The organism is Streptomyces griseoflavus, assembly GCF_014649995.1.
GTDB lineage: Bacteria > Actinomycetota > Actinomycetes > Streptomycetales > Streptomycetaceae > Streptomyces > Streptomyces griseoflavus.
Genome location: NZ_BMUC01000002.1, coordinates 148,078 through 168,966, shown reverse-complemented (window position 1 = coordinate 168,966; position 20,889 = coordinate 148,078). Strand labels below are relative to the sequence as shown.

General features: G+C 70.9%; 16 protein-coding genes. 8 read left to right on the top strand and 8 right to left on the bottom strand.

All coding sequences use genetic code 11. From position 1 onward, the window contains the following. Positions 1 to 149: 149 nt before the first annotated feature. The 4 genes from IE172_RS06575 (at position 150) to IE172_RS06560 (ending at position 7,406) form a co-directional block, all read left to right on the top strand. On the top strand, positions 150 to 1,655 hold the full coding sequence (locus tag IE172_RS06575) for a cytochrome ubiquinol oxidase subunit I (RefSeq protein ID WP_190096141.1): 1,506 nt from the start codon (positions 150 to 152) through the stop codon (positions 1,653 to 1,655). Between the two features lie 20 nt (positions 1,656 to 1,675). After that, positions 1,676 to 2,680: a cytochrome d ubiquinol oxidase subunit II gene (cydB, locus tag IE172_RS06570; protein ID WP_190096140.1), complete on the top strand. Its 1,005-nt coding sequence runs from the start codon at positions 1,676 to 1,678 to the stop codon at positions 2,678 to 2,680. 12 nt (positions 2,681 to 2,692) lie between these two features. Then, positions 2,693 to 6,190 carry a thiol reductant ABC exporter subunit CydD gene (gene cydD / locus IE172_RS06565; RefSeq protein ID WP_190096139.1) on the top strand — a complete coding sequence of 1,166 codons (3,498 nt, stop codon included), beginning with the start codon at positions 2,693 to 2,695 and terminating at the stop codon, positions 6,188 to 6,190. A gap of 157 nt (positions 6,191 to 6,347) precedes the next feature. Next, positions 6,348 to 7,406 (top strand): M23 family metallopeptidase, encoded by a 1,059-nt coding sequence (locus IE172_RS06560; RefSeq protein WP_190096138.1) that lies wholly within the window; start codon positions 6,348 to 6,350, stop codon positions 7,404 to 7,406. Between the two features lie 4 nt (positions 7,407 to 7,410). Here IE172_RS06560 and IE172_RS06555 read toward each other — a convergent pair whose 3' ends face one another. The 4 genes from IE172_RS06555 to IE172_RS06540 all read right to left on the bottom strand — a co-directional run bounded on the left by IE172_RS06555 (position 7,411) and on the right by IE172_RS06540 (position 11,867). After that, positions 7,411 to 8,298 (bottom strand): Cof-type HAD-IIB family hydrolase, encoded by an 888-nt coding sequence (locus IE172_RS06555; protein WP_190096137.1) that lies wholly within the window; start codon positions 8,296 to 8,298, stop codon positions 7,411 to 7,413. An 85-nt stretch (positions 8,299 to 8,383) separates the two neighbouring features. Then, positions 8,384 to 9,286, bottom strand: a complete 903-nt coding sequence (locus tag IE172_RS06550; RefSeq protein WP_190096136.1) for an LLM class flavin-dependent oxidoreductase — start codon at positions 9,284 to 9,286, stop codon at positions 8,384 to 8,386. An 81-nt stretch (positions 9,287 to 9,367) separates the two neighbouring features. Next, positions 9,368 to 9,916: an RNA 2'-phosphotransferase gene (locus IE172_RS06545; protein ID WP_190096135.1), complete on the bottom strand. Its 549-nt coding sequence runs from the start codon at positions 9,914 to 9,916 to the stop codon at positions 9,368 to 9,370. A 193-nt stretch (positions 9,917 to 10,109) separates the two neighbouring features. Next, complete coding sequence (locus IE172_RS06540) at positions 10,110 to 11,867, bottom strand: SDR family oxidoreductase (protein ID WP_190096134.1); 1,758 nt, start codon at positions 11,865 to 11,867, stop codon at positions 10,110 to 10,112. 171 nt (positions 11,868 to 12,038) lie between these two features. On the opposite strand from IE172_RS06540, the gene IE172_RS06535 reads away from it, so the two are divergent. The 4 genes from IE172_RS06535 to IE172_RS06520 are packed head-to-tail and all read left to right on the top strand — an operon-like array spanning position 12,039 to position 15,555. After that, entirely contained in the window at positions 12,039 to 13,013 is a 975-nt protein-coding gene (locus IE172_RS06535; RefSeq protein ID WP_190096492.1) for an ABC transporter ATP-binding protein, read from the top strand. Beyond that, the gene (locus IE172_RS06530; protein WP_190096133.1) at positions 13,003 to 13,917 is read left to right on the top strand and encodes an ABC transporter permease; all 915 of its coding nucleotides are present in this window, start codon (positions 13,003 to 13,005) and stop codon (positions 13,915 to 13,917) included. The genes IE172_RS06535 and IE172_RS06530 overlap by 11 nt, the downstream gene beginning before the upstream one ends. After that, on the top strand, positions 13,914 to 14,825 hold the full coding sequence (locus IE172_RS06525; RefSeq protein WP_190096132.1) for an ABC transporter ATP-binding protein: 912 nt from the start codon (positions 13,914 to 13,916) through the stop codon (positions 14,823 to 14,825). Before IE172_RS06530 ends, IE172_RS06525 begins: the two co-directional genes overlap by 4 nt. A 10-nt stretch (positions 14,826 to 14,835) precedes the next feature. Further along, on the top strand, positions 14,836 to 15,555 hold the full coding sequence (locus tag IE172_RS06520) for an ABC transporter permease subunit (RefSeq protein WP_190096131.1): 720 nt from the start codon (positions 14,836 to 14,838) through the stop codon (positions 15,553 to 15,555). Positions 15,556 to 15,971: 416 nt separating this feature from the next. On the opposite strand, the gene IE172_RS06515 is transcribed toward IE172_RS06520, so the two are convergent. The 4 genes from IE172_RS06515 to efeB all read right to left on the bottom strand — a co-directional run bounded on the left by IE172_RS06515 (position 15,972) and on the right by efeB (position 20,889). Continuing rightward, positions 15,972 to 16,775 (bottom strand): HAD family hydrolase, encoded by an 804-nt coding sequence (locus IE172_RS06515; RefSeq protein ID WP_190096130.1) that lies wholly within the window; start codon positions 16,773 to 16,775, stop codon positions 15,972 to 15,974. Then, entirely contained in the window at positions 16,772 to 18,049 is a 1,278-nt protein-coding gene (gene serS / locus IE172_RS06510; protein WP_190096129.1) for a serine--tRNA ligase, read from the bottom strand. The genes IE172_RS06515 and serS overlap by 4 nt, the downstream gene beginning before the upstream one ends. Positions 18,050 to 18,599: 550 nt before the next feature. Further along, positions 18,600 to 19,532 carry a prephenate dehydratase gene (pheA, locus tag IE172_RS06505; protein WP_190096128.1) on the bottom strand — a complete coding sequence of 311 codons (933 nt, stop codon included), beginning with the start codon at positions 19,530 to 19,532 and terminating at the stop codon, positions 18,600 to 18,602. Between the two features lie 70 nt (positions 19,533 to 19,602). Continuing rightward, positions 19,603 to 20,889, bottom strand: a complete 1,287-nt coding sequence (gene efeB / locus IE172_RS06500) for an iron uptake transporter deferrochelatase/peroxidase subunit (protein ID WP_190096127.1) — start codon at positions 20,887 to 20,889, stop codon at positions 19,603 to 19,605.

Genomic DNA, 20,889 nt, shown 5'->3' with positions numbered 1-20,889 from the left:
GGGACCCCCCTTCCGGGTCTGAAAAGCGGTAGGTCATAATTGCTTGTGAATGTGAACGCGTTCACAAGCGCATCCCGTTTTCCCGAGATGCGGCGGGACGAACGGGATCAAGCGGTCGCTGTGACCACCGCTGAGTAAGGAGCGACGACGTGGATCTGGCTCTGGCGCCGGAGACCCTGGCGCGATGGCAGTTCGGCATCACCACCGTCTACCACTTCCTCTTCGTTCCCCTGACGATCTCGCTGGCCGCCCTTGTCGCCGGGCTGCAGACCGCCTGGGTGCGCACCGGGAAGGAGAAGTACCTCGGGGCGACGAAGTTCTGGGGGAAGCTCTTCCTGATCAACATCGCGATGGGTGTGGTCACCGGCATCGTGCAGGAGTTCCAGTTCGGCATGAACTGGTCCGACTACTCGCGATTCGTCGGTGACGTCTTCGGCGCCCCGCTCGCCTTCGAGGCCCTGATCGCGTTCTTCTTCGAGTCCACCTTCATCGGCCTGTGGATCTTCGGCTGGGACAAGCTGCCCAAGAAGATCCACCTGGCCTGCATATGGATGGTCTCGATCGGCACCCTGCTGTCGGCGTACTTCATCCTCGCCGCCAACTCCTGGATGCAGCACCCGGTCGGCTACCGGATCAACGAGGAGAAGGGCCGTGCCGAGCTCACCGACTTCTGGCTGGTGCTCACCCAGAACACCACGCTCAACCAGGTCTTCCACAGCTTCTCCGCGGCCTTCCTGACCGGTGGTGCCTTCATGGTGGGCATCGCCGCCTTCCACCTCATGCGCAAGAAGCACATCCCCGTGATGCGGACCTCCCTCCGCCTCGGCCTGGTCACCCTCGCGGTCGGCGGCCTGTTCACCGCGGTCAGCGGCGACACCCTCGGCAAGGTCATGTACGAGCAGCAGCCGATGAAGATGGCCGCCGCCGAAGCCCTGTGGGACGGTGAGGAGCCGGCACCCTTCTCCGTCTTCGCCTACGGGGACGTCGACGAGGGGCACAACAAGGTCGCCCTGGAGATCCCCGGACTGCTCTCCTTCCTCGCCCACAGCGACTTCGAGTCGTACGTGCCCGGCATCAACGACACCAACGAGGCCCTGCAGGAGAAGTACGGTCCCGGCGACTACAAGCCCATCGTGCCCGTCGCCTACTGGGGCTTCCGCTGGATGATCGGCTTCGGCATGGCCTCCTTCTCGCTCGGCCTGCTCGGGCTCTGGCTCACCCGCAAGAGGTTCCTGCTGCCGGCCGCCCACCGCACCGGGGACGACGAGGTCCCGCGCCTGGTGCTGCTGAGGAATCCGCTCGGCTCCCGGCTCACCCGGCTGTACTGGCTGCTGGCGCTGTGGACCATGGCCTTCCCGCTGATCGCCAACGCCTGGGGCTGGATCTTCACCGAGATGGGGCGGCAGCCCTGGGTGGTCTACGGCGTGATGCGGACCGAGGACGCCGTCTCCCCCGGTGTGTCCACGGCCGAGGTCATCACCTCGATGTCCGTCTTCACCCTGCTCTACGCCGTCCTGGCCGTCATCGAGGTCAGGCTGCTCGCCAAGTACGTCAAGGCCGGCCCGCCGGAGCTCAGCGAGTCCGACCTCAACCCGCCCACGAAGCTCGGCGGCGACCTCCGTGACGCCGACAAACCGATGGCCTTCTCGTACTAGGCCGAGGGAGCCCCACTGTCATGGAACTGCACAACGTCTGGTTCGTACTGATCGCCGTCCTGTGGATCGGCTACTTCTTCCTGGAGGGCTTCGACTTCGGGGTCGGCATCCTCACCCGGCTGCTCGCCCGCGACCGTGCCGAGAAGCGGGTGCTGATCAACACCATCGGCCCCGTCTGGGACGGCAACGAGGTGTGGCTGCTCACGGCCGGCGGCGCGACCTTCGCCGCCTTCCCGGAGTGGTACGCCACCCTCTTCTCGGGCTTCTACCTGCCCCTGCTGCTCATCCTGGTCTGCCTGATCGTGCGCGGTGTCGCCTTCGAGTACCGGGCGAAGCGGCCGGAGGAGAACTGGCAGCGCAACTGGGAGACGGCGATCTTCTGGACCTCGCTGCTCCCGGCGTTCCTGTGGGGCGTGGCCTTCGGGAACATCGTCCGCGGCGTGAAGATCGACGCCGACTTCGAGTACGTGGGCACTGTCGGGGACCTGCTCAACCCCTACGCGGTACTGGGCGGCCTGGTCACCCTGACGCTCTTCACCTTCCACGGCGCGGTGTTCACGGCCCTCAAGACGGTCGGTGAGATCCGTGAACGCGCGCGGACGCTCGCCCAGCGCGTGGGTCTGGTCACCGCCGGACTGGCGCTGGTCTTCCTGCTCTGGACCCAGGCCGACAAGGGGGACGGTGCCAGCCTGGTCGCGCTGGCCGTGGCGGTCGGCTCCCTGGTCGCCGCGCTGCTGACGAACCGGGCGGGGCGTGAGGGATGGTCGTTCGCCCTGTCCGGCGTCACCATCGTGGCCGCCGTGGCGATGCTCTTCCTGACGCTGTTCCCGAACGTCATGCCGTCCACGCTCGACCCGGACTGGAGCCTGACCGTCACCAACGCCTCCTCCGGCCCCTACACGCTCAAGATCATGACCTGGCTCGCGGTGATCGCCACGCCGATGGTGATGGCCTACCAGGGCTGGACCTACTGGGTGTTCCGCAAGCGGATCGGTACCCAGCACATCGCCGACCCCGTGCACTGAGGTGTGTTTCACGTGAAACCAATCGATCCGCGACTGCTCCGGTACGCCCGTGCCACCCGGGGCTTCCTGGTGGCGGTCGTCGGCCTGGGCGTCGTCGGCGCGGTGCTGGTCATCGCCCAGGCCATGCTCATCGCCGAGATCGTGGTGGGCGCGTTCGAGGACGGCCTGTCCGCCGGTGAACTCGCCACTCCCCTGCTGCTGCTCGCCGTCGTGGCGGCCGGCCGCGGGCTGGTCGGCTGGCTGACCGAACTGGCGGCGCACCGGGCGAGTGCCGCGGTGAAGTCGGAACTGCGGGGGCGGCTCCTGGACCGGGCGACGGCGCTGGGCCCGGAGTGGCTGGGCGGACAGCGCACCGGATCGCTGGTCGCCCTGGCCACCCGGGGAGTCGACGCGCTCGACGGTTACTTCTCGCGCTACCTGCCCCAGCTGGGGCTCGCGGTGGTCGTGCCGGTGGCGGTGCTGGCGAGGATCGTCACCGAGGAGTGGGTCTCGGCGGCGATCATCGCGGGAACCCTGCCGCTCATCCCGGTCTTCATGGTGCTGATCGGCTGGGTCACCCAGTCCCGGATGGACCGTCAGTGGCTGATGCTGTCCCGGCTGTCCGGCCACTTCCTGGACGTCGTCGCCGGGCTGCCCACGCTCAAGGTGTTCGGGCGGGCCAAGGCCCAGGCGGAGTCGATCCGGCGGATCACCGCCGACTACCGGCGGGCGACCATGCGGACGCTGCGGATCGCCTTCATCTCCTCCTTCGCGCTGGAACTGCTCGCCACGCTCTCGGTGGCGCTGGTCGCCGTGACGATCGGCATGCGGCTCGTGTACGGCCACATGGATCTCTACACCGGCCTGCTCATCCTGATCCTGGCGCCGGAGGCCTATCTGCCGTTGCGGCAGGTCGGTGCCCAGTACCACGCCGCCGCGGAGGGCCTCGGGGCGGCTGAGGACATCTTCTCCGTGCTGGAGACACCCGTTCCCACGACCGGAACAGGAACGGTTCCCCAGGGCGCCGTCTCCTTCGAGGACGTGACGGTCCGGTACGCGGGCCGGTCCACGGATGCCGTGGCGGACGTGTCCTTCACCGTCGCTCCCGGTGAGACGGTCGCCCTCGTCGGTCCGAGCGGTGCCGGAAAGTCGACCCTGCTCAACGTGCTGCTGGGGTTCGTCCGTCCCACGGGGGGCGCGGTGCGGATCGGCGGAGCCGACCTCCGCGGACTCGACCTCGCCCAGTGGCACCGGCACGTCGCCTGGGTGCCCCAGCGTCCGCACCTGTACGCGGGGACGATCGCGGAGAACGTACGGCTGGCCCGGCCCGGCGCGGACGACGACGCCGTGCGGCGCGCCCTGCGGGACGCGGGCGCGCTGGAGTTCGTGGACGCCCTGCCCGAGGGCGCCGACACCGTGCTGGGCGAGGACGGAGCGGGTCTTTCGGCCGGGCAGCGGCAGCGGCTCGCGCTGGCCCGGGCGTTCCTCGCCGACCGGCCCGTTCTCCTGCTCGACGAACCGACGGCCGCGCTGGACGGCGCCACCGAGGCCGAGATCGTGGCGGCGGTACGCCGGCTGGCGGTCGGCCGGACGGTACTCCTCGTCGTGCACCGTCCGGCGCTGCTGGCCGTCGCGGACCGGGTGGTTCGGATCGCGGAACCGGTCTCCACCGGCGGTCACGAGGAGTCCGCGGTCCGGACGGCCGGACCCGTACCGGCCGCCGAGGCCGGCCCCGCACCGGAGGGCGGACCCGCCCGGTCCGACGACGCGGAACCGGTCCGGGGCGGTGTGCTCACCCGGGTCCGTGCCCTGTCCGGCGCACGCCGTGGGCGGATCACCCTCGCGCTGCTGCTGGGCACCCTCGCCCTCGGGAGTGCGGTCGGGCTCATGGCGACGTCCGGCTGGCTCATCTCCCGGGCCTCCCAGCAGCCGCCCGTGCTGTATCTGATGGTGGCCGTGACGGCGACCCGGGCCTTCGGTATCGGCCGGGCCGTGTTCCGGTACGCCGAACGGCTCGTCTCGCACGACGCCGTCCTGCGCATGCTGGCCGACACCCGGGTCGCGGTGTACCGGCGCCTCGAACGGCTGGCGCCCGCCGGACTGCGCGGTGCCCGCCGGGGCGACCTCCTTTCCCGGCTGGTCTCGGACGTGGACGCACTCCAGGACTACTGGCTGCGCTGGATGCTGCCGGCCGGCGCGGCCGTCGCCGTCTCCGCGCTGTCCGTCGGCTTCACCGCATGGCTGCTGCCCGAGGCCGGTGCCGTGCTCGCGGCGGGGCTGCTGGCGGCGGGCGCCGGTGTGCCCCTGCTGACCGGTGCGGTGGCCCGCAGGGCCGAGCGCAGGCTGGCTCCGGCCCGGGGCGTGCTGGCGACCCGGGTGACCGACCTGCTCACCGGCACCGCCGAGCTGACCGTCGCCGGTGCCCTGCCCTCCCGGACCGCCGCGGCACAGCGGGCCGACGCCACGCTCACCCGGATCGACGCGCGCGCGGCCACCGCCACCGCGCTCGGCGACGGGCTGACCGCGCTGATCTCCGGTCTGACCGTCGCGGCGGCCGCGCTCGTCGGCGTCGAGGCGGTGTCCTCCGGCCGGCTGGACGGTGTCGCGCTGGCTGTCGTGATCCTCACCCCGCTCGCCGCGTTCGAGGCTGTTTCGGTGATGCCGCTCGCCGTGCAGTACCGGCAGCGGGTGCGCCGCAGCGCGGAGCGCGTGTACGAGGTACTGGACGCCCCGGCGCCCGTGCGGGAGCCCGGGACGCCGCGCCAGGCGCCCGTCTCGCCGTTCCCCCTGGTGGTCAAGGGGCTGACCGCGCGGCACGCCGGGCAGGAACGGGACGCGCTCGCCGGACTTGACCTGACCGTGGAAGAGGGCCGTCGCATCGCGGTGGTCGGCCCTTCCGGATCGGGCAAGACGACGCTCGCGCAGACGCTGCTGCGGTTCCTGGACCCGGCTGCGGGCTCGTACACGCTGGCCGGAGTGGACGCCCGTGCCCTGGACGGCGACGACGTCCGGCGGCTGGTCGGACTGTGCGCGCAGGACGCGCACCTCTTCAACAGCTCGATCAGGGAGAACCTGCTTCTGGCCAGGAAGGACGCCACCGAGGACGAACTGCGCGACGCGCTCGGCCGGGCCCGGCTGCTGGACTGGGCCGACGGCCTGCCCGACGGGCTCGACACGCTCGTCGGTGAGCACGGGGCGCGGTTGTCCGGCGGGCAGCGGCAGCGGCTGGCACTCGCCCGGGCACTGCTGGCGGACTTCCCCGTCCTGGTGCTGGACGAACCGGCGGAACACCTCGACCTGGCGACCGCCGACGCGCTCACCGCCGATCTGCTGGCCGCCACGGAGGGGCGCACGACGCTGCTCATCACCCACCGGCTGGCCGGTCTCGACGCGGTGGACGAGGTCGTCGTGCTGGAGACGGGGCGGGTGGTGCAGCGCGGACCGTACGCCGAACTCGTCGCCGCCGAGGGACCGTTGCGCGCGATGGCACGGCGGGAGGAGGAGACGGAACTCCTGGTGACGGCCCGTTAGGCGGCGCGCGGGCGCGGACCACGAGGCGTGACGGAGGGTCAACACGGTCGGTGCTTACCACCGTTCGGCGGTATCGGTGGTCCGTCCGGGGGCAGTGCTCGCCCATGTGCACGACGTGAACAGGACCGGAGGCGGGGGCGGGGCCAAGATCGCAGTCATGCGTCTCACCCGCCGCCATCCACGCCTCGTCGCCGTGCTCCTGTGCGCGCTCGCCGTGCTAGCCGCCCGGCCCGCCGACGGCGACGGCTCGCACACCCCCGGCCACGGCTCGGCCTCCGGCGTCGGCGCGGAGGTGGCGCGGCTGTACGAGGAAGCGGCCACCGCGACCGAGCGGTACGAGGCCGGCCTCCGTGCGGCGGAAGGGCAGCGGGCCAGGGCCCGCGAACTCGAGCAGCGGCTCGAGCGGGAGCGGCGGGAGACGGCGGGCCTGCGTCAGGAGCTGGGCCGGATCGCCAGCTCCCAGTACCGGGACGGAGGCGGGCTGCCGCTCACCGCGCACATGCTGCTCGCGGACGACCCGGAGGAGCTGATGCGCGGTCAGCGCGTGGTGCAGAAGGCGGAGGCGACCCTGGACAAGGCCATCGACAGCAGTGAGCGGGCCGAGGCCCGGCTGGCCCGCGACGAGGCCGAGGCCGCCGCGGCGTGGCGGAGGCTGGAGAAGCGGAACACCGAACTCGCCGCTCTGAAGCAGGGCATCGAGGCGAAGCTCGAATCGGCGCGGTGGAAGCTCCAGGGCCAGGCCGACGCCTCGGTCGCGGCCGGTGCCTGCCGCGGCGCGGTCCGGCTGGACCAGCCGGAGACGCGCTTCTCCACCAGCTGGGTGGCGCCGGTGGAGACGTACGAGTTGTCCGCGTCCTACGGCAGCGGAGGCGCACGGTGGGCGAACCGGCACACGGGGCAGGACTTCGCGGTGCCGATCGGCACACCGGTGCGGGCCGTCGGGACGGGCACCGTGGTGAAGGTGTCCTGCGGAGGGCCTTTCGGTGTCGAGATCGTGGTCCAGCACGCGGGCGGGTACTACACCCAGTACGCCCACCTCGCCGCGGTCGCCGTCGACCAGGGCGACCGGGTCACGCCCGGTCAGTGGATCGGTCAGTCCGGCACCAGCGGAAACTCCACCGGACCACACCTGCATTTCGAGGTGCGGGTCACGCCCGAGATGGGGTCGGCGGTGAACCCCGTGTCCTGGCTGACCCGGCACGGGGTGTCGCTCTGAGCGGCTACAGCCGCCCCTCCAGGAGCCGCTCGATCACCACGGCCACCCCGTCGTCGTTGTTGGCGACGGTGTGACCCGACGCGGCGGCGATCACGTCCGGGTGCGCGTTGCCCATCGCGTAGGAACGGCCCGCCCAGCTCAGCATCTCGACGTCGTTCGGCATGTCCCCGAAGGCGACGACCTCCTCGTGCGAGATGCCCCGCTCGGCGCAGCACAGGGCCAGCGTGCTGGCCTTGGACACCTCGGGTCCGCTGATCTCCAGCAGCGCGCTGGGGCTGGAGCGGGTGACGTTGGCGCGGTCGCCGATGGCGAGGCGGGCCAGGGTGAGGAAGGCGTCCGGATCGAGCGTGGGGTGGTGGGCGAGGATCTTGAGCACCGGTTCGCCGGCGGTGGGGGACTCCGGATGCAGCAGGTCCTCGGCGGGCGCGAGGGCGTCCGGGATCTCCATGTGCAGCTTCGGGTAGGCGGGCTCCTGGTGGAAGCCGTAGGTCTGCTCGACGGCGTACACCGTGCCCGGGGCGGCGTCGCGCAGCAGCTGCACGGCGTCCAGCGCGTTCTTGCGGGGCAGCTCCCGCACCTTCACGAAGCGGTGGGCGCCGGGACCGCCGTGCAGGTCGACGACGGCGGCGCCGTTGCCGCAGATGGCGAGGCCGTGGCCGTGGACGTGGTCGCTGACCACGTCCATCCAGCGGGCGGGCCGGCCGGTGACGAAGAAGACCTCGATGCCGGCTTCCTCGGCGGCGGCCAGCGCGGCGACGGTGCGCGGGGACACCGACTTGTCGTCACGCAGCAGGGTGCCGTCGAGGTCGGTGGCGATGAGCCGCGGTGGAAGAGCGGCTGCCTGGGGCTCGGGCTGTCGGGTCGCTGAGATCACGCGGCCATTGTCGCGCATATGCCCGCACGACCGTGCGGGACCGCGCACATCTGAGTGAATACCGTCGTCACTGAGCGTCACGTCGTCGTGGACCCGACAGCGGTCAGCGCAGTTGCGCCGGGGCCTCCATGGCGATCCGTTCGAACACCTTCTGGTCCACGGCGAAGTCCGAGTCGGGGATGGGCCAGTGGATCACGATCTCGGTGAATCCCAGTTCTGCATGGCGCCCCGCGAAGTCGACGAAGGCGCTCAGGGACTGCAGCGGTCGGCTCCGGTCCGGGGTGAAGCCGGTGAGCAGGATCTTGTCCAGTCCGGTCACGTCCCGGCCGAGCTCGGCGCAGGCGTCGGCGAGCTTGTCCGCCTGACGGCGAATGGCCTGAACCGACTGCTCGGGCGTGCCCTTCTCGAACAGCCGCGGATCGCCCGTGGTCACCCAGGCCTGCCCGTGACGGGCCGCGAGCCGCAGTCCGCGCGGGCCGGTCGCCGCCACCGCGAACGGCAGCCGGGGCCGCTGCACACAGCCCGGAATGTTGCGTGCCTCGTGCGCCGCGTAGAAGTCGCCCTCGTACGACACCGAGTCCTCGGAGAGCAGACGGTCGAGCAGCGGGACGAACTCGGCGAAGCGGTCGGCGCGCTCGCGCGGGGTCCATGGCTCCTGGCCCAGTGCGGTGGCGTCGAAACCGGTGCCGCCCGCTCCTATGCCGAGCGTGACCCGCCCGCCGGAGATGTCGTCGAGGGTGACGAGTTCTTTGGCCAGGGTGACCGGGTGCCGGAAGTTCGGAGAGGTCACCAGGGTGCCCAGCCGCATCCGCTCGGTGACCCCCGCGGCGGCGGTGAGGGTGGGGACGGCGCCGAACCACGGGCCGTCCCGGAAGCTGCGCCAGGAGAGATGGTCGTAGGTGTAGCCCGTATGGAAGCCGAGCTCCTCGGCGCGCGTCCAGGCGGTACGGCTGCCCTCGTGCCAGCGGCGGTAGGGGAGGATCACGGTGCTCAGGCGCAGGCTCATGTCACCGAGCCTAAGCGCCGCCACGGGTTTCACGTGAAACGTCCGCCCACGCGCGTCACCGCAGGCGGGAAGGCCGCGTTCTCAGTGGCCGGAGGGGAAACGCAGGTACCGGCTCGGTACGGCCTCGGTCAGCCACACACCGTTCGCACTCAGGTGGAAGACATGGCCGTCCTGGTGCATCGCGCCCGTGTCCACGGAGAGCACGACCGGCCGTCCCCTGCGGGCGCCCACCCGGGCCGCCGTCTCGCGGTCGGCCGAGAGGTGCACGGCGTGCCGGCCCATGGGCCGCAGCCCTTCGGCCCGGATCGCCTCCAGATTGCGGGCGACCGTGCCGTGGTACAGGTACGGCGGCGGAGTGGCCGCGGGAAGTCCGAGATCGACCTCGACGCTGTGTCCCTGGCTGGCGCGGATCCGGTCGCCCTCCACGGCGAAGCGCCGCTTGTCGTTGGTGGCGACGACGTGGTCGAGTTCCTCCCGGGTGAACCGGAACCCGTGCGCGGAGGCCGCGGCGATCAAAGCCTCGATCTCGACCCAGCCGCCCTCGTCGAGGGTGAGTCCGATCCGCTCCGGCTGGTGGCGCAGATGCCGGGAGAGGTACGTGGACACCTTGACCGTGCGTCGTTCGTCCATCCGCTCAGAGTGGGTTCGCTCAGAGTGCATCTGTCCAGAGTGCCGGGAGAGACGCGCGTCACGCGATCGATTTCCCTCCGGAGGTTTGATCCACAGCCAAGTGTGCTTATCCACAGGCGACTTGGCGTCCGCTGTGGACAACGGGACCGCAGCGGAGAGCCCCGGCTGGACGCGTGCCGCCGCGCCGGACGTCTCACACCGGCGGCTTGATCCGCGCGATCCCGCGCAGCGCACCCGGCATCCACCGCGCCAGCGCGTACGCCGCCCGCGCCTCCGGGGTGACCGGCACCACCGCCTCGTCGCGTACCACCGCCCGCAGGATCGCGGTGGCGACCTTCTCCGGCGGATAACCGCGCAGCCGGTACAGACGCGCCGCCCGCTTCCGCAGCCGCCGCTCCTCGTCGGCGTCCACGCCCGCGAACCGCGCGGTGGAGGTGATGGCGGTGTCCACGAACCCCGGGCACACCGCCGTCACGCCGATCCCGCGTCCCGTGAGCTCCGCGCGCAGGCACTCGCTCAGCATCAGCACCGCCGCCTTGGAGGTGCTGTAGGCCGGCAGTGCCCTGGAGGGCTGGAAGGCGGCGGCGGACGCCACATTGACGATGTGGCCGCCTTGGCCGCGCTCGGCCATCCGCCGTCCGAAGAGGCGGCAGCCGTGGATCACACCCCACAGGTTGACGTCGAGGACCTTCCTCCAGTCCTCGGCGGTGGTGTCGAAGAAGGAGCCGCTCAGCCCGATGCCGGCGTTGTTCACCAGGACGTCCGGCACGCCGTACTCGGTGGTGACGCGCTCGGCGAGCTTCTCCATCGCCTGCTCGTCGGACACGTCCGCCGTCTCCGCCCAGGCCGCAGCCGCACCCCGCCGGAGAGCCTCCCCCGCAGTGGAGACCGCGGCGTCCGCGTCCCGGTCGACCGCCAGCACGCGCGCACCCGCCTCGGCGAACGCGAGCGCAGTGGCCCGTCCGATGCCACTGCCCGCCCCCGTGACCAGGACCAGCCGCCCGCCGAACCGGTCGGCGTACCGGCCCGTCGCCTGCACCTGGTCCCGGCCCTCCTCCACGGACGTCACGAAGTCGGAGATCCACGTCGCCAGCCGGTCCGGGCGGCTGCGCGGCACCCAGTGCTTGGCCCGCAGCGTCCGCCGGGTCAGCCGCGGGGCCCAGTGCTCGAGATCGTCGTAGAGCCGCTCCGAGAGGAACGCGTCCTCCAGGGGAGTGATGAGCTGCACGGGCGCGTGCGCGTAGGCGTCGGCGCGCGGGTTGCGCAGCCGGGGACGCACGTTGTCCCGGTAGAGCCAGGTGCCGTGGGCCGCGTCCGACGGCAGGGACGGGGTCGGATAACCGTCGCCGGACACGCCCTCCAGGCGCTCCAGGAGCCGCGGCCAGGCCCTGCCGAGCGGCCCGCGCCACGCCAGTTCCGGCAGCACGGGCGTGTGCAGCAGGTAGATGTACCAGGACTTGGCGCCCTGCCCCAGCAGCCGGCCGACCCGGCGCGGGGTCGGCCGCTTCACCCGGCGGTCGATCCAGTGCCCGAAATGGTCGAGCGAGGGGCCGGATATCGAGGTGAAGGAGGCGATCCGCCCCTCGGCGCGCCGCACCGTCACGAACTCCCAGGACTGCACCGAGCCCCAGTCGTGCCCCACCAGGTGCACCGGGCGGTCCGGGCTCACCGCGTCCACGACCGCCAGGAAGTCGTCGGTCAGCTTCTCCAGCGTGAACCCGCCGCGCAGCGGACGCGGCGCCGTGGACCGGCCGTGGCCCCGGACGTCGTACGCCACGACGTGAAAACGCTCCGCCAGCCGGGACGCGACCGAGGACCACACCTCCTTGCTGTCCGGATAGCCGTGCACCAGGACGACCACCGGCCGCCCGGGCTCACCCAGCTCGGCCACGCACAGCTCGACACCGCCCGTACGCACCCGGCGCTCCCGCGCACCACTCATCCGCGTCACACCGGCGAATGTGGCAGTCGCCGGAGGGCTCGTCAACAGCGCCCCGCATCGCGCGCATGGATCTCAGGCAGGGTCTCCCTTACGGGCCCGTACGACTCCAGGGGGAGCCCAAGACGGCTCTCCGGTCTGACGACCCGAGTGGGACGGGTCACTAACGTCGAGGACGTGACTGTGATCGCGACCGAAAGCCTGAGCAAGCGGTTCCCCCGGGTGACCGCTCTTGACCGGCTCTCCGTGGACGTCGGGCCCGGTGTGACCGGACTCGTCGGAGCCAATGGAGCCGGCAAGTCCACACTGATCAAGATCCTTCTGGGTCTGTCCCCCGCCACCGAGGGCCGCGCCGAGGTGCTCGGCCTCGATGTCGTCACCAAGGGCCCCGCCATCCGCGAGCGGGTCGGCTACATGCCGGAACACGACTGTCTGCCACCGGACGTCTCGGCCACCGAGTTCGTCGTCCACATGGCGCGCATGTCCGGCCTGCCGCCCACCGCCGCGCGGGAGCGCACCGCGGACACCCTGCGCCACGTCGGCCTGTACGAGGAGCGCTACCGCCCCATCGGCGGTTACTCGACCGGCATGAAGCAGCGCGTGAAGCTGGCGCAGGCCCTTGTGCACGACCCCCAGCTGGTCTTCCTGGACGAGCCGACCAACGGCCTCGACCCGGTCGGCCGTGACGAGATGCTCGGCCTGATCCGCCGGATCCACACCGACTTCGGCATCTCCGTCCTGGTCACCTCCCACCTGCTGGGCGAGCTCGAACGCACCTGTGACCACGTCGTCGTCATCGACGGCGGCAAGCTGCTGCGCTCCAGCTCCACCACGGACTTCACCCAGACCACCACCACCCTCGCGATCGAGGTCACCGACACCGACGAGCACCCGGACGGCACCCGCGCGGTGCGCGAGGCGCTCCACGCGCGCGGGGTGAGCGTCACGGACGGCAGCGGACTGCCGGGCGCGGGGCACGTCCTGCTGCTCACCGCCCAGGGCGAGGAGACGTACGACCTGGTCCGCGACGTCATCGCGGACCTCGGCCTCGGACTGGTGCGCATGGAACAGCGCCGGCACCACATCTCCGAGGTCTTCACCGACAGCGACGACCAGCGCGACGAGCAGCGGAAGGAGGCGGTCGGCCATGGCAGCTGAGCAGTCCATGCAGACACCAGCCACTGCACCGGGTGACACCCGTATCCACAACATCGGCTACCGCTCCTACGACGGCCCCCGCCTGGGCCGCGGGTACGCGCGGCTGTCGCTGTACTCGCAGTCCCTGCGCGGCTCCTACGGCCTCGGCCGGTCGGTGAAGTCCAAGGTGCTGCCGATGCTGCTGTTCGTGGTGATGTGTGTGCCCGCCGCCATCATGGTGGCCGTCGCGGTCGCCACCAAGGCCAACGACCTGCCCGTGGACTACACGCGCTACGCGATCGTCATGCAGGCCGTCATCAGCCTGTACGTCGCCTCGCAGGCGCCGACGTCCGTCTCGCGCGACCTGCGTTTCAAGACCGTACCGCTGTACTTCTCGCGTCCCATCGAGACCGCCGACTACGTGCGCGCCAAGTACGCCGCGCTGGCCTCGGCCCTGTTCATCCTCACCGCCGCCCCCCTGCTGGTGCTGTACGTCGGCGCGCTGCTGGCCAAGCTCGACTTCACCGACCAGACCAAGGGATTCGCACAGGGACTCGTCTCCGTGGCACTGCTCTCGCTGCTCTTCGCCGGAATCGGCCTGGTCATCGCGTCGGTCACCCCGCGCCGCGGCTTCGGCATCGCGGCCGTCATCGCCGTCCTGACCATCTCCTACGGGGCGGTCTCCACGCTCCAGGCGATCGCGGACGTCCAGGGCAACGGCGACGCCGGCACCTGGATCGGCCTGTTCTCGCCCATCACCCTCATCGACGGCGTGCAGTCCGCCTTCCTGGGCGCGAGCTCCGCCTTCCCCGGCGGGGTGGGCCCGGACAACGCCGAGGGCGTCGTCTTCGTCCTGTTCACCCTCGGCCTGATCGCCGCCAGCTACGGCCTGCTGGTGCGCCGCTACAAGAAGGTGGGCCTGTGACCACGCTCAGCATCGACCACGTCTCCCGCTGGTTCGGCAACGTGGTCGCCGTCAACGACATCACCATGACCGTCGGCCCCGGAGTCACCGGCCTCCTCGGCCCCAACGGTGCCGGGAAGTCCACCCTCATCAACATGATGGGCGGCTTCCTCGCCCCCTCCACCGGCTCCGTCACCCTCGACGGACAGCAGGTGTGGCGCAACGAGACCATCTACCGGCACATCGGCGTCGTCCCCGAGCGCGAGGCGATGTACGACTTCCTGACCGGCCGTGAATTCGTCGTCGCCAACGCCGAACTGCACGGCCTGGGCGCCAAGGCCGCCCAGAAGGCGCTGGCGACGGTCGAGATGGAGTACGCGCAGGACCGCAAGATCGCCACGTACTCCAAGGGCATGCGGCAGCGCGTGAAGATGGCCTCGGCGCTGGTCCACGAGCCGTCGCTGCTCCTGCTGGACGAGCCCTTCAACGGCATGGACCCGCGCCAGCGCATGCAGCTGATGGACCTGCTGCGGCGCATGGGCGACGAGGGACGCACCGTGCTGTTCTCGTCCCACATCCTCGAAGAGGTCGAGCAGCTCGCCTGGCACATCGAGGTCGTCGTCGCCGGCCGGCACGCGGCCAGTGGCGACTTCCGCAGGATCCGCCGGCTGATGACGGACCGTCCGCACCGCTACCTGGTGCGTTCCAGCGACGACCGCGCGCTCGCGGCCGCGCTGATCGCCGACCCGTCGACGTCCGGCATCGAGGTGGACACGGCGGAGGGCGCCCTGCACATCCAGGCCGTCGACTTCGGCCGCTTCACCTCCCTGCTGCCGAAGGTCGCGCGCGAGCACGGCATCCGGCTGCTCACGGTCTCGCCGTCCGACGAGTCCCTCGAGTCCGTCTTCTCATATCTCGTCGCGGCGTAGGAGGCCCAAGATGTACGACCCCACAGTCGCCCGGCTCACCTACCGGGCCCTGCTCGGCCGCCGCCGGGCCCTCATCCTGGGCGCGCTGCCCCTGCTGCTGATCGCGATCTCGCTGGCGGTGCGCGGCCTCGCCGGCGCCGACGACCAGACGGCCGCCGACGTGCTGGGCGGACTGGCGCTCGCCACCATGGTGCCGATCATCGGCGTCATCGCGGGCACCGGGGCGATCGGGCCCGAGATCGACGACGGCTCGGTCGTGTACCTGCTGTCCAAGCCGATCAAGCGGCCCACGATCATCTACACCAAGCTGATCGTCGCGATCGCCGTCACCATGGTGTTCTCGGCGGTCCCGACCCTGATCGCCGGCTTCGTCCTGAACGGCAACGGCCAGCAGGTTGCCGTCGCCTACACGGTGGCCGCGCTGGTTGCCTCCATCGCCTACGCCGCCCTCTTCCTGCTGCTCGGCACGATCTCGCGGCACGCGGTGGTCTTCGGGCTGGTCTACGCGCTGGTCTGGGAGGCGCTGTTCGGCTCCCTGGTGCCCGGCGCGCGCACGCTGAGCGTCCAGCAGTGGGCGCTGGCCGTGGCGCAGAAGGTCTCCGGCGGCGACCTGGTCACCTCGGACGTGAGCCTGACGACCGCGACGGTCCTGCTCGCCGTGGTCACCGTGCTGGCCACCTGGTACGCCGGGCAGAAGCTGCGTTCGCTGACGCTCGCCGGCGAGGAGTGAGAACGCCCCGCACACCGTCGGGAGTGGCGGCGTCGCCCGGCTGGGCGGCGCCGCCCGCCGTTTTATTCGGTGGCGTCCCGTTCGTCCGGCGGGCAGAGTGAGGACGTCCGCAGCGCCGGAAACCTCCGGCGTCGTGTGCCGGGAGAGGAGCGGGACGATGCCCATGCACGGCAGTGCGTCCGGCTCCCTTCGGGGCAGCCCACGGCGGACTCCGGAGTAATCCCCACTGCTCCGCCGAGTCCGCCCCCTACGGGAGCTGCCCGGGGCGGCCGCTTCGAGCACGCGCGCTCTCGGCGCGTGGGCCGCCCTTCCCGGAGAATCGGCCGCGAGGTGAGGCACCGGCCCGGTTCGGGCCGAGGTCGGGTCACCGGCCCGCGCACGTTCGCTCCGTGCATCCTCCGCGGAACGCCCGGGCGTCAGCCCAGCAACCGCTCCAGCACCACCGCGATGCCGTCCTCCTCGTTGGAGGCCGTCACCTCGTCGGCCACCGCCCGCAGGTCCGGATGGGCGTTGGCCATGGCCACACCGTGTCCGGCCCAGGCGAACATCGGAAGGTCGTTGGGCATGTCGCCGAAGGCGATCGTCCCCGCAGCCTTCGCTCCCAGCCGGCGGGCCGCCAGCGACAGCCCCGTCGCCTTCGACAGGCCGAGCGGGAGCAGTTCGACGATTCCCTCGCCCGCCATGGTGACGGTGACGAAACCCCCCGCGGTGCGGGTGGCGGCCTCGGCGAGCTCGTCGGAGGTCAGCTCCGGATGCTGGATGTACAGCTTGTTCAAGGGCGCCGCCCACACGTCGGCGGCGTCCGTGAACGGGATCGCGGGCAGCGCGCCGTGCACCTCGTAACCGGGACCGACCAGCACCTCGCCGTCCAGCCCGTCGCGGCTGGCCGCCAGGTACAGCGGGCCGACCTCCGCCTCGATCTTGGCCAGTGCCACCCCGGCGAGCTGCCGGTCCAGCGTCACCGACGTCAGCAGCCGGTGGGCTCCGGCGTCGTACACCTGTGCGCCCTGACCGCAGACGGCCAGTCCTGTGTAGCCGAGGTCGTCGAGTATGGGGCGCGTCCAGGGCACCGCGCGGCCGGTGACGACGATGTGGGCGGCGCCCGCCGCGGTGGCCGCGGCGAGCGCGTCACGGGTGCGGGGGGAGACCGAGTGGTCGTCCCGCAGCAGCGTGCCGTCGAGATCGGTGGCGACGAGCCCGTAGGGGAAGGCCGCGCTCACTTGGCGACCGGTTCGAGGAACTCCCGGCCGCCCAGGTACGGACGCAGCACCTCCGGTACGCGGACCGAGCCGTCGGCCTGCTGATGGTTCTCCAGGATCGCCACGATGGTGCGCGGTACGGCGCACAGCGTGCCGTTGAGCGTGGCCAGCGGACGCACCTTCTTGTCCTCGCGGACTCGGATCGACAGCCTGCGGGACTGGAACTCGGTGCAGTCCGAGGTCGAGGTCAGCTCGCGGTACTTGCCCTGGGTGGGGATCCACGCCTCGCAGTCGTACTTACGCGCGGCCGAGGAGCCCAGGTCGCCCGAGGCGACGTCGATCACGCGGAACGGCAGCTCCAGCGAGGTCAGCCACTGCTTCTCCCACTCCAGCAGGCGCTGGTGCTCCGCCTGGGAGTCCTCCGGCGTGACGTACGAGAACATCTCGACCTTGTCGAACTGGTGCACGCGGAAGATGCCCCGGGTGTCCTTGCCGTGCGAGCCGGCCTCGCGGCGGAAGCAGGGCGAGAAGCCCGCGTAGCGCAGCGGCAGCCGGTCGGCGTCGATGATCTCGTCCATGTGGTACGCCGCCAGCGCCACCTCGGAGGTGCCGACCAGGTACAGGTCGTCCTTCTCCAGGTGGTAGACGTCCTGTGCGGCCTGGCCGAGGAAGCCGGTGCCCGCCATGGACTGGGGGCGGACCAGGGCCGGGGTCAGCATCGGCGTGAAGCCGGCCGCGGTGGCCTGGGCGATCGCCGCGTTCACCAGGGCGAGTTCCAGCAGGGCCCCGACGCCGGTCAGGAAGTAGAAGCGCGAGCCGGACACCTTGGCGCCGCGCTCGACGTCGATGGCGCCCAGCATGTGGCCGAGCTCGATGTGGTCCTTGGGCTCAAAGCCCTCCGCGCCGAAGTCGCGGATGCTGCCGTGCGTCTCCAGCGTGACGAAGTCCTCCTCGCCGCCGACGGGCACGTCGGGGTGGACGAGGTTGCTCAGCTTGGACAGCAGGTCCTGCGTCTCGGCGGCGGCGGCGTCCCGGTCGGCGTCGGCGGCCTTCACGTCGGCCTTGAGCTGTTCGGCCTTCCGCAGCAGCTCGGCCTTCTCGTCGCCGGCCGCCTTGGGGATGAGCTTGCCGAGCGACTTCTGCTCGGCGCGCAGCTCGTCGAAGCGGACGCCGGACGACCTGCGCCGTTCGTCGGCAGACAGGAGGGCGTCGACGAGCGCGACGTCCTCTCCACGGGCGCGCTGTGAAGCGCGCACACGGTCGGGGTCCTCACGGAGCAGGCGAAGGTCAATCACGCGGTCAAGGCTACCGGTGCGGGATGACGGCCCACGACTCACTATTGCGGAGGAACACATCACGTTGCGTTATGGGTGAAATGCGCGTTGTGTCCTTTCGGGTCACCTCACAGAGCGCCGCCGCGTGAACGGGTCACTTCGCGCCCTGCGGGTTGACTCGAATCCCTTGCGCGAGGCGGCACTTGGGTGCGGTTGTCCACAGGCGCCCCGTACTCGGAAAAGTTATCCACAGGGTGTGGGGAAGATCTGTGGATGCCGGAATTGATCACTCCAAAACCCGCGGTCCATGCCGGGGATTCCCCGCACAAATCCGCTCCATCTCCACCTTTGAGGGGAAAGGGTTCGCCCCAAAGGGTTGGCCAAAGGAAAAGAATGGACGAAGGGTGATGCTCGGGGTGATGAACGCGATCATGGGCCGAAGAGGGATTTGTCGACCGAACGGCATGTCGGTGTCGACTTGTCCCCAGGTCGAGAAGCGGACCTGTGGATAACTTCTGTGGACAACGGCAGTCGGCAGATCGGACCGGACCTCCGGCCGCCACACCCGGTCTCAGAACCGGCCGTCCTGGCACCGCGCCACCCAGTCCGCCGCCCCGGTGAACTCCTCGTCCGACGTACCGGGGAACGGAGGCCGCACCTCTCCCGGCCGCACGTCCGCACGCGGGTACGAACCGAGATAGCGCACCTGGAGACAGATCCGCTTCAACCCCATCAGCGCCTCGGACATCCGGCGGTCCGAGATGTGGCCCTCGGCATCGACGCAGAAGCAGTAGTTGCCGATTCCGGCGCCGGTGGGCCGGGACTGGAGCAGCATCAGGTTGATGCCGCGCGTGGCGAACTCGCCCAGCAGATCGCGCAGGCCGCCGGGGTGGTCGTCGCGCTGCCACAGCACCACGGAGGTCTTGTCGGCGCCGGTGGGGGCGGCCGGCCGGGCGGGGCGACCCACCAGGACGAACCGGGTCTGCGCGTTCTCCGCGTCGTGGATCCCCGTCTCCAGGGCCTCCAGGCCGTACCGGGCCGCCGCGAACTCTCCGGCGAAGGCCGCGTCGTAGCGGCCCTCCTGGACCAGGCGCGCACCGTCCGCGTTCGAGGCGGCCGATTCCCAGACGGCGTCGGGGAGGTGCGTCTTCAGCCAGTTGCGCACCTGCGGCTGGGCGGCCGGGTGGGCGGTGACCGTCTTGACGTCCGAGAGCTTGGTGCCCGGACGCACCAGCAGCGCGAAGGTGATCGACAGCAGTACCTCGCGATAGATCATCAACGGGGCACCCGCGACGAGCTCGTCGAGGGTGGTGGTGATCCCGCCCTCGACCGAGTTCTCGATGGGGACGAAAGCGGCCTCCGCCTCGCCCACCCGCACCGCGTCGAGCGCGGACTGCACGGACACGTAAGGGATCAGCTCACGGGTCGCCGCCTCGGGAAGGGTACGCAGGGCCACCTCGGTGAAGGTGCCCTCTGGGCCGAGATACGCATAGCTCGCTGGCATGTCCTCACCCTAATGGGCCCTCGCCTACGGCAACTCCCGGAAAGCCCTCAGGGGTGACACGGGGCCGTTCTCACCCCTCCAGCAGAGCCTGACCCACATACTCTCCCTCCGCCGCGCCGCCCGGGACCGCGAACAGCCCGCTCGCCTCGTGACGGATGAACGGAGTCAGCGCGTCCCCCCGGTCCAGCTTGCGCTGCACGGGCACGAAACCGCGCAGCGGGTCCGCCTGCCAGCAGATGAACAGCAGACCCGCGTCCGGGGCCCCGTCCGTGTCGATCCCGTCGTGGTACGAGAACGGGCGGCGGAGCATCGCCGCCCCGCCGTTCTGATCGGGCCGGGTGATCCTCGCGTGGGCGTTGAACGGGACCACCAGAGCGCCCTCGGCGTCGGTCTTCTCCAGGTCCATGGCGGTCGTCTCGGTGCCTCCCGACAGCGGAGCCCCGTCGGACTTCCGGCGCCCGATCACCTGCTCCTGCTCCGAGAGCGACAACTGCTCCCAGTCGTCCAGCAGCATGCGGATACGGCGTACTACGGCGTAGGAGCCGTTCGCCATCCAGGCGGGCTCGCCCTTCTCCGGCACGAAGATCCGCCGGTCGAAGTCGGTGTCGGCCGGCTTGGGATTGCGGGTGCCGTCGACCTGGCCCATCAGGTTGCGGGCGGTCATGGGGTGGGCGGTGGCACCCGGGGACCGGTTGAACCCGTTCATCTGCCAGCGCACCCTGGCCGCCGACCCGGCGTCCTTCTGGACGGCACGCAGGGCGTGGAAGGCCACGAGGGCGTCGTCCGCGCCGATCTGCACCCACAGGTCGCCGTTGCTGCGGGTCTTGTCGAGCCGGTCGGAGGAGAAGTCGGGCAGTGGGTCCAGGGAGACCGGGCGTTGTTTCTCCAACCCGGTACGCCCGAAGAAGCTGTGACCGAAACCGAAGGTGAGGGTCAGCGAGGAGGGCCCGGCGTCACGGGCCACATCGGTATCGCCTTGAGCGGTCGGTTCCCCCGCCATCAGCCGGCGGGCCGTGTCCGACCAGCGGCGCAGCAGAGCGGCCGCCTCCTTGCGGCCGGCGCCGGGGGCGAGGTCGAAGGCGAGGAGATGTCCCCGGGCCTGGAGGGGCTGGGTGATACCGGGCTGGTGTTTCACGTGAAACGACACCCGGCTGTCGCCCACCGACGTCAGCGGAGTGGCTCCGGCGGGCGCCGAGGCGTGTCCCACGGCCCCGCCCGCCGCTCCGAGGACGAGCCCTGTGGCACCTGCCGTGCCGAGGAGCCGGCGGCGGGAGATGCCGTCCTTCGTGGTCCGCTCCGCGGGCTCCTCCTGGAGTGCCTGCGGGGTGCGGACCTGCGGAATGGACTGGTCAGCCAT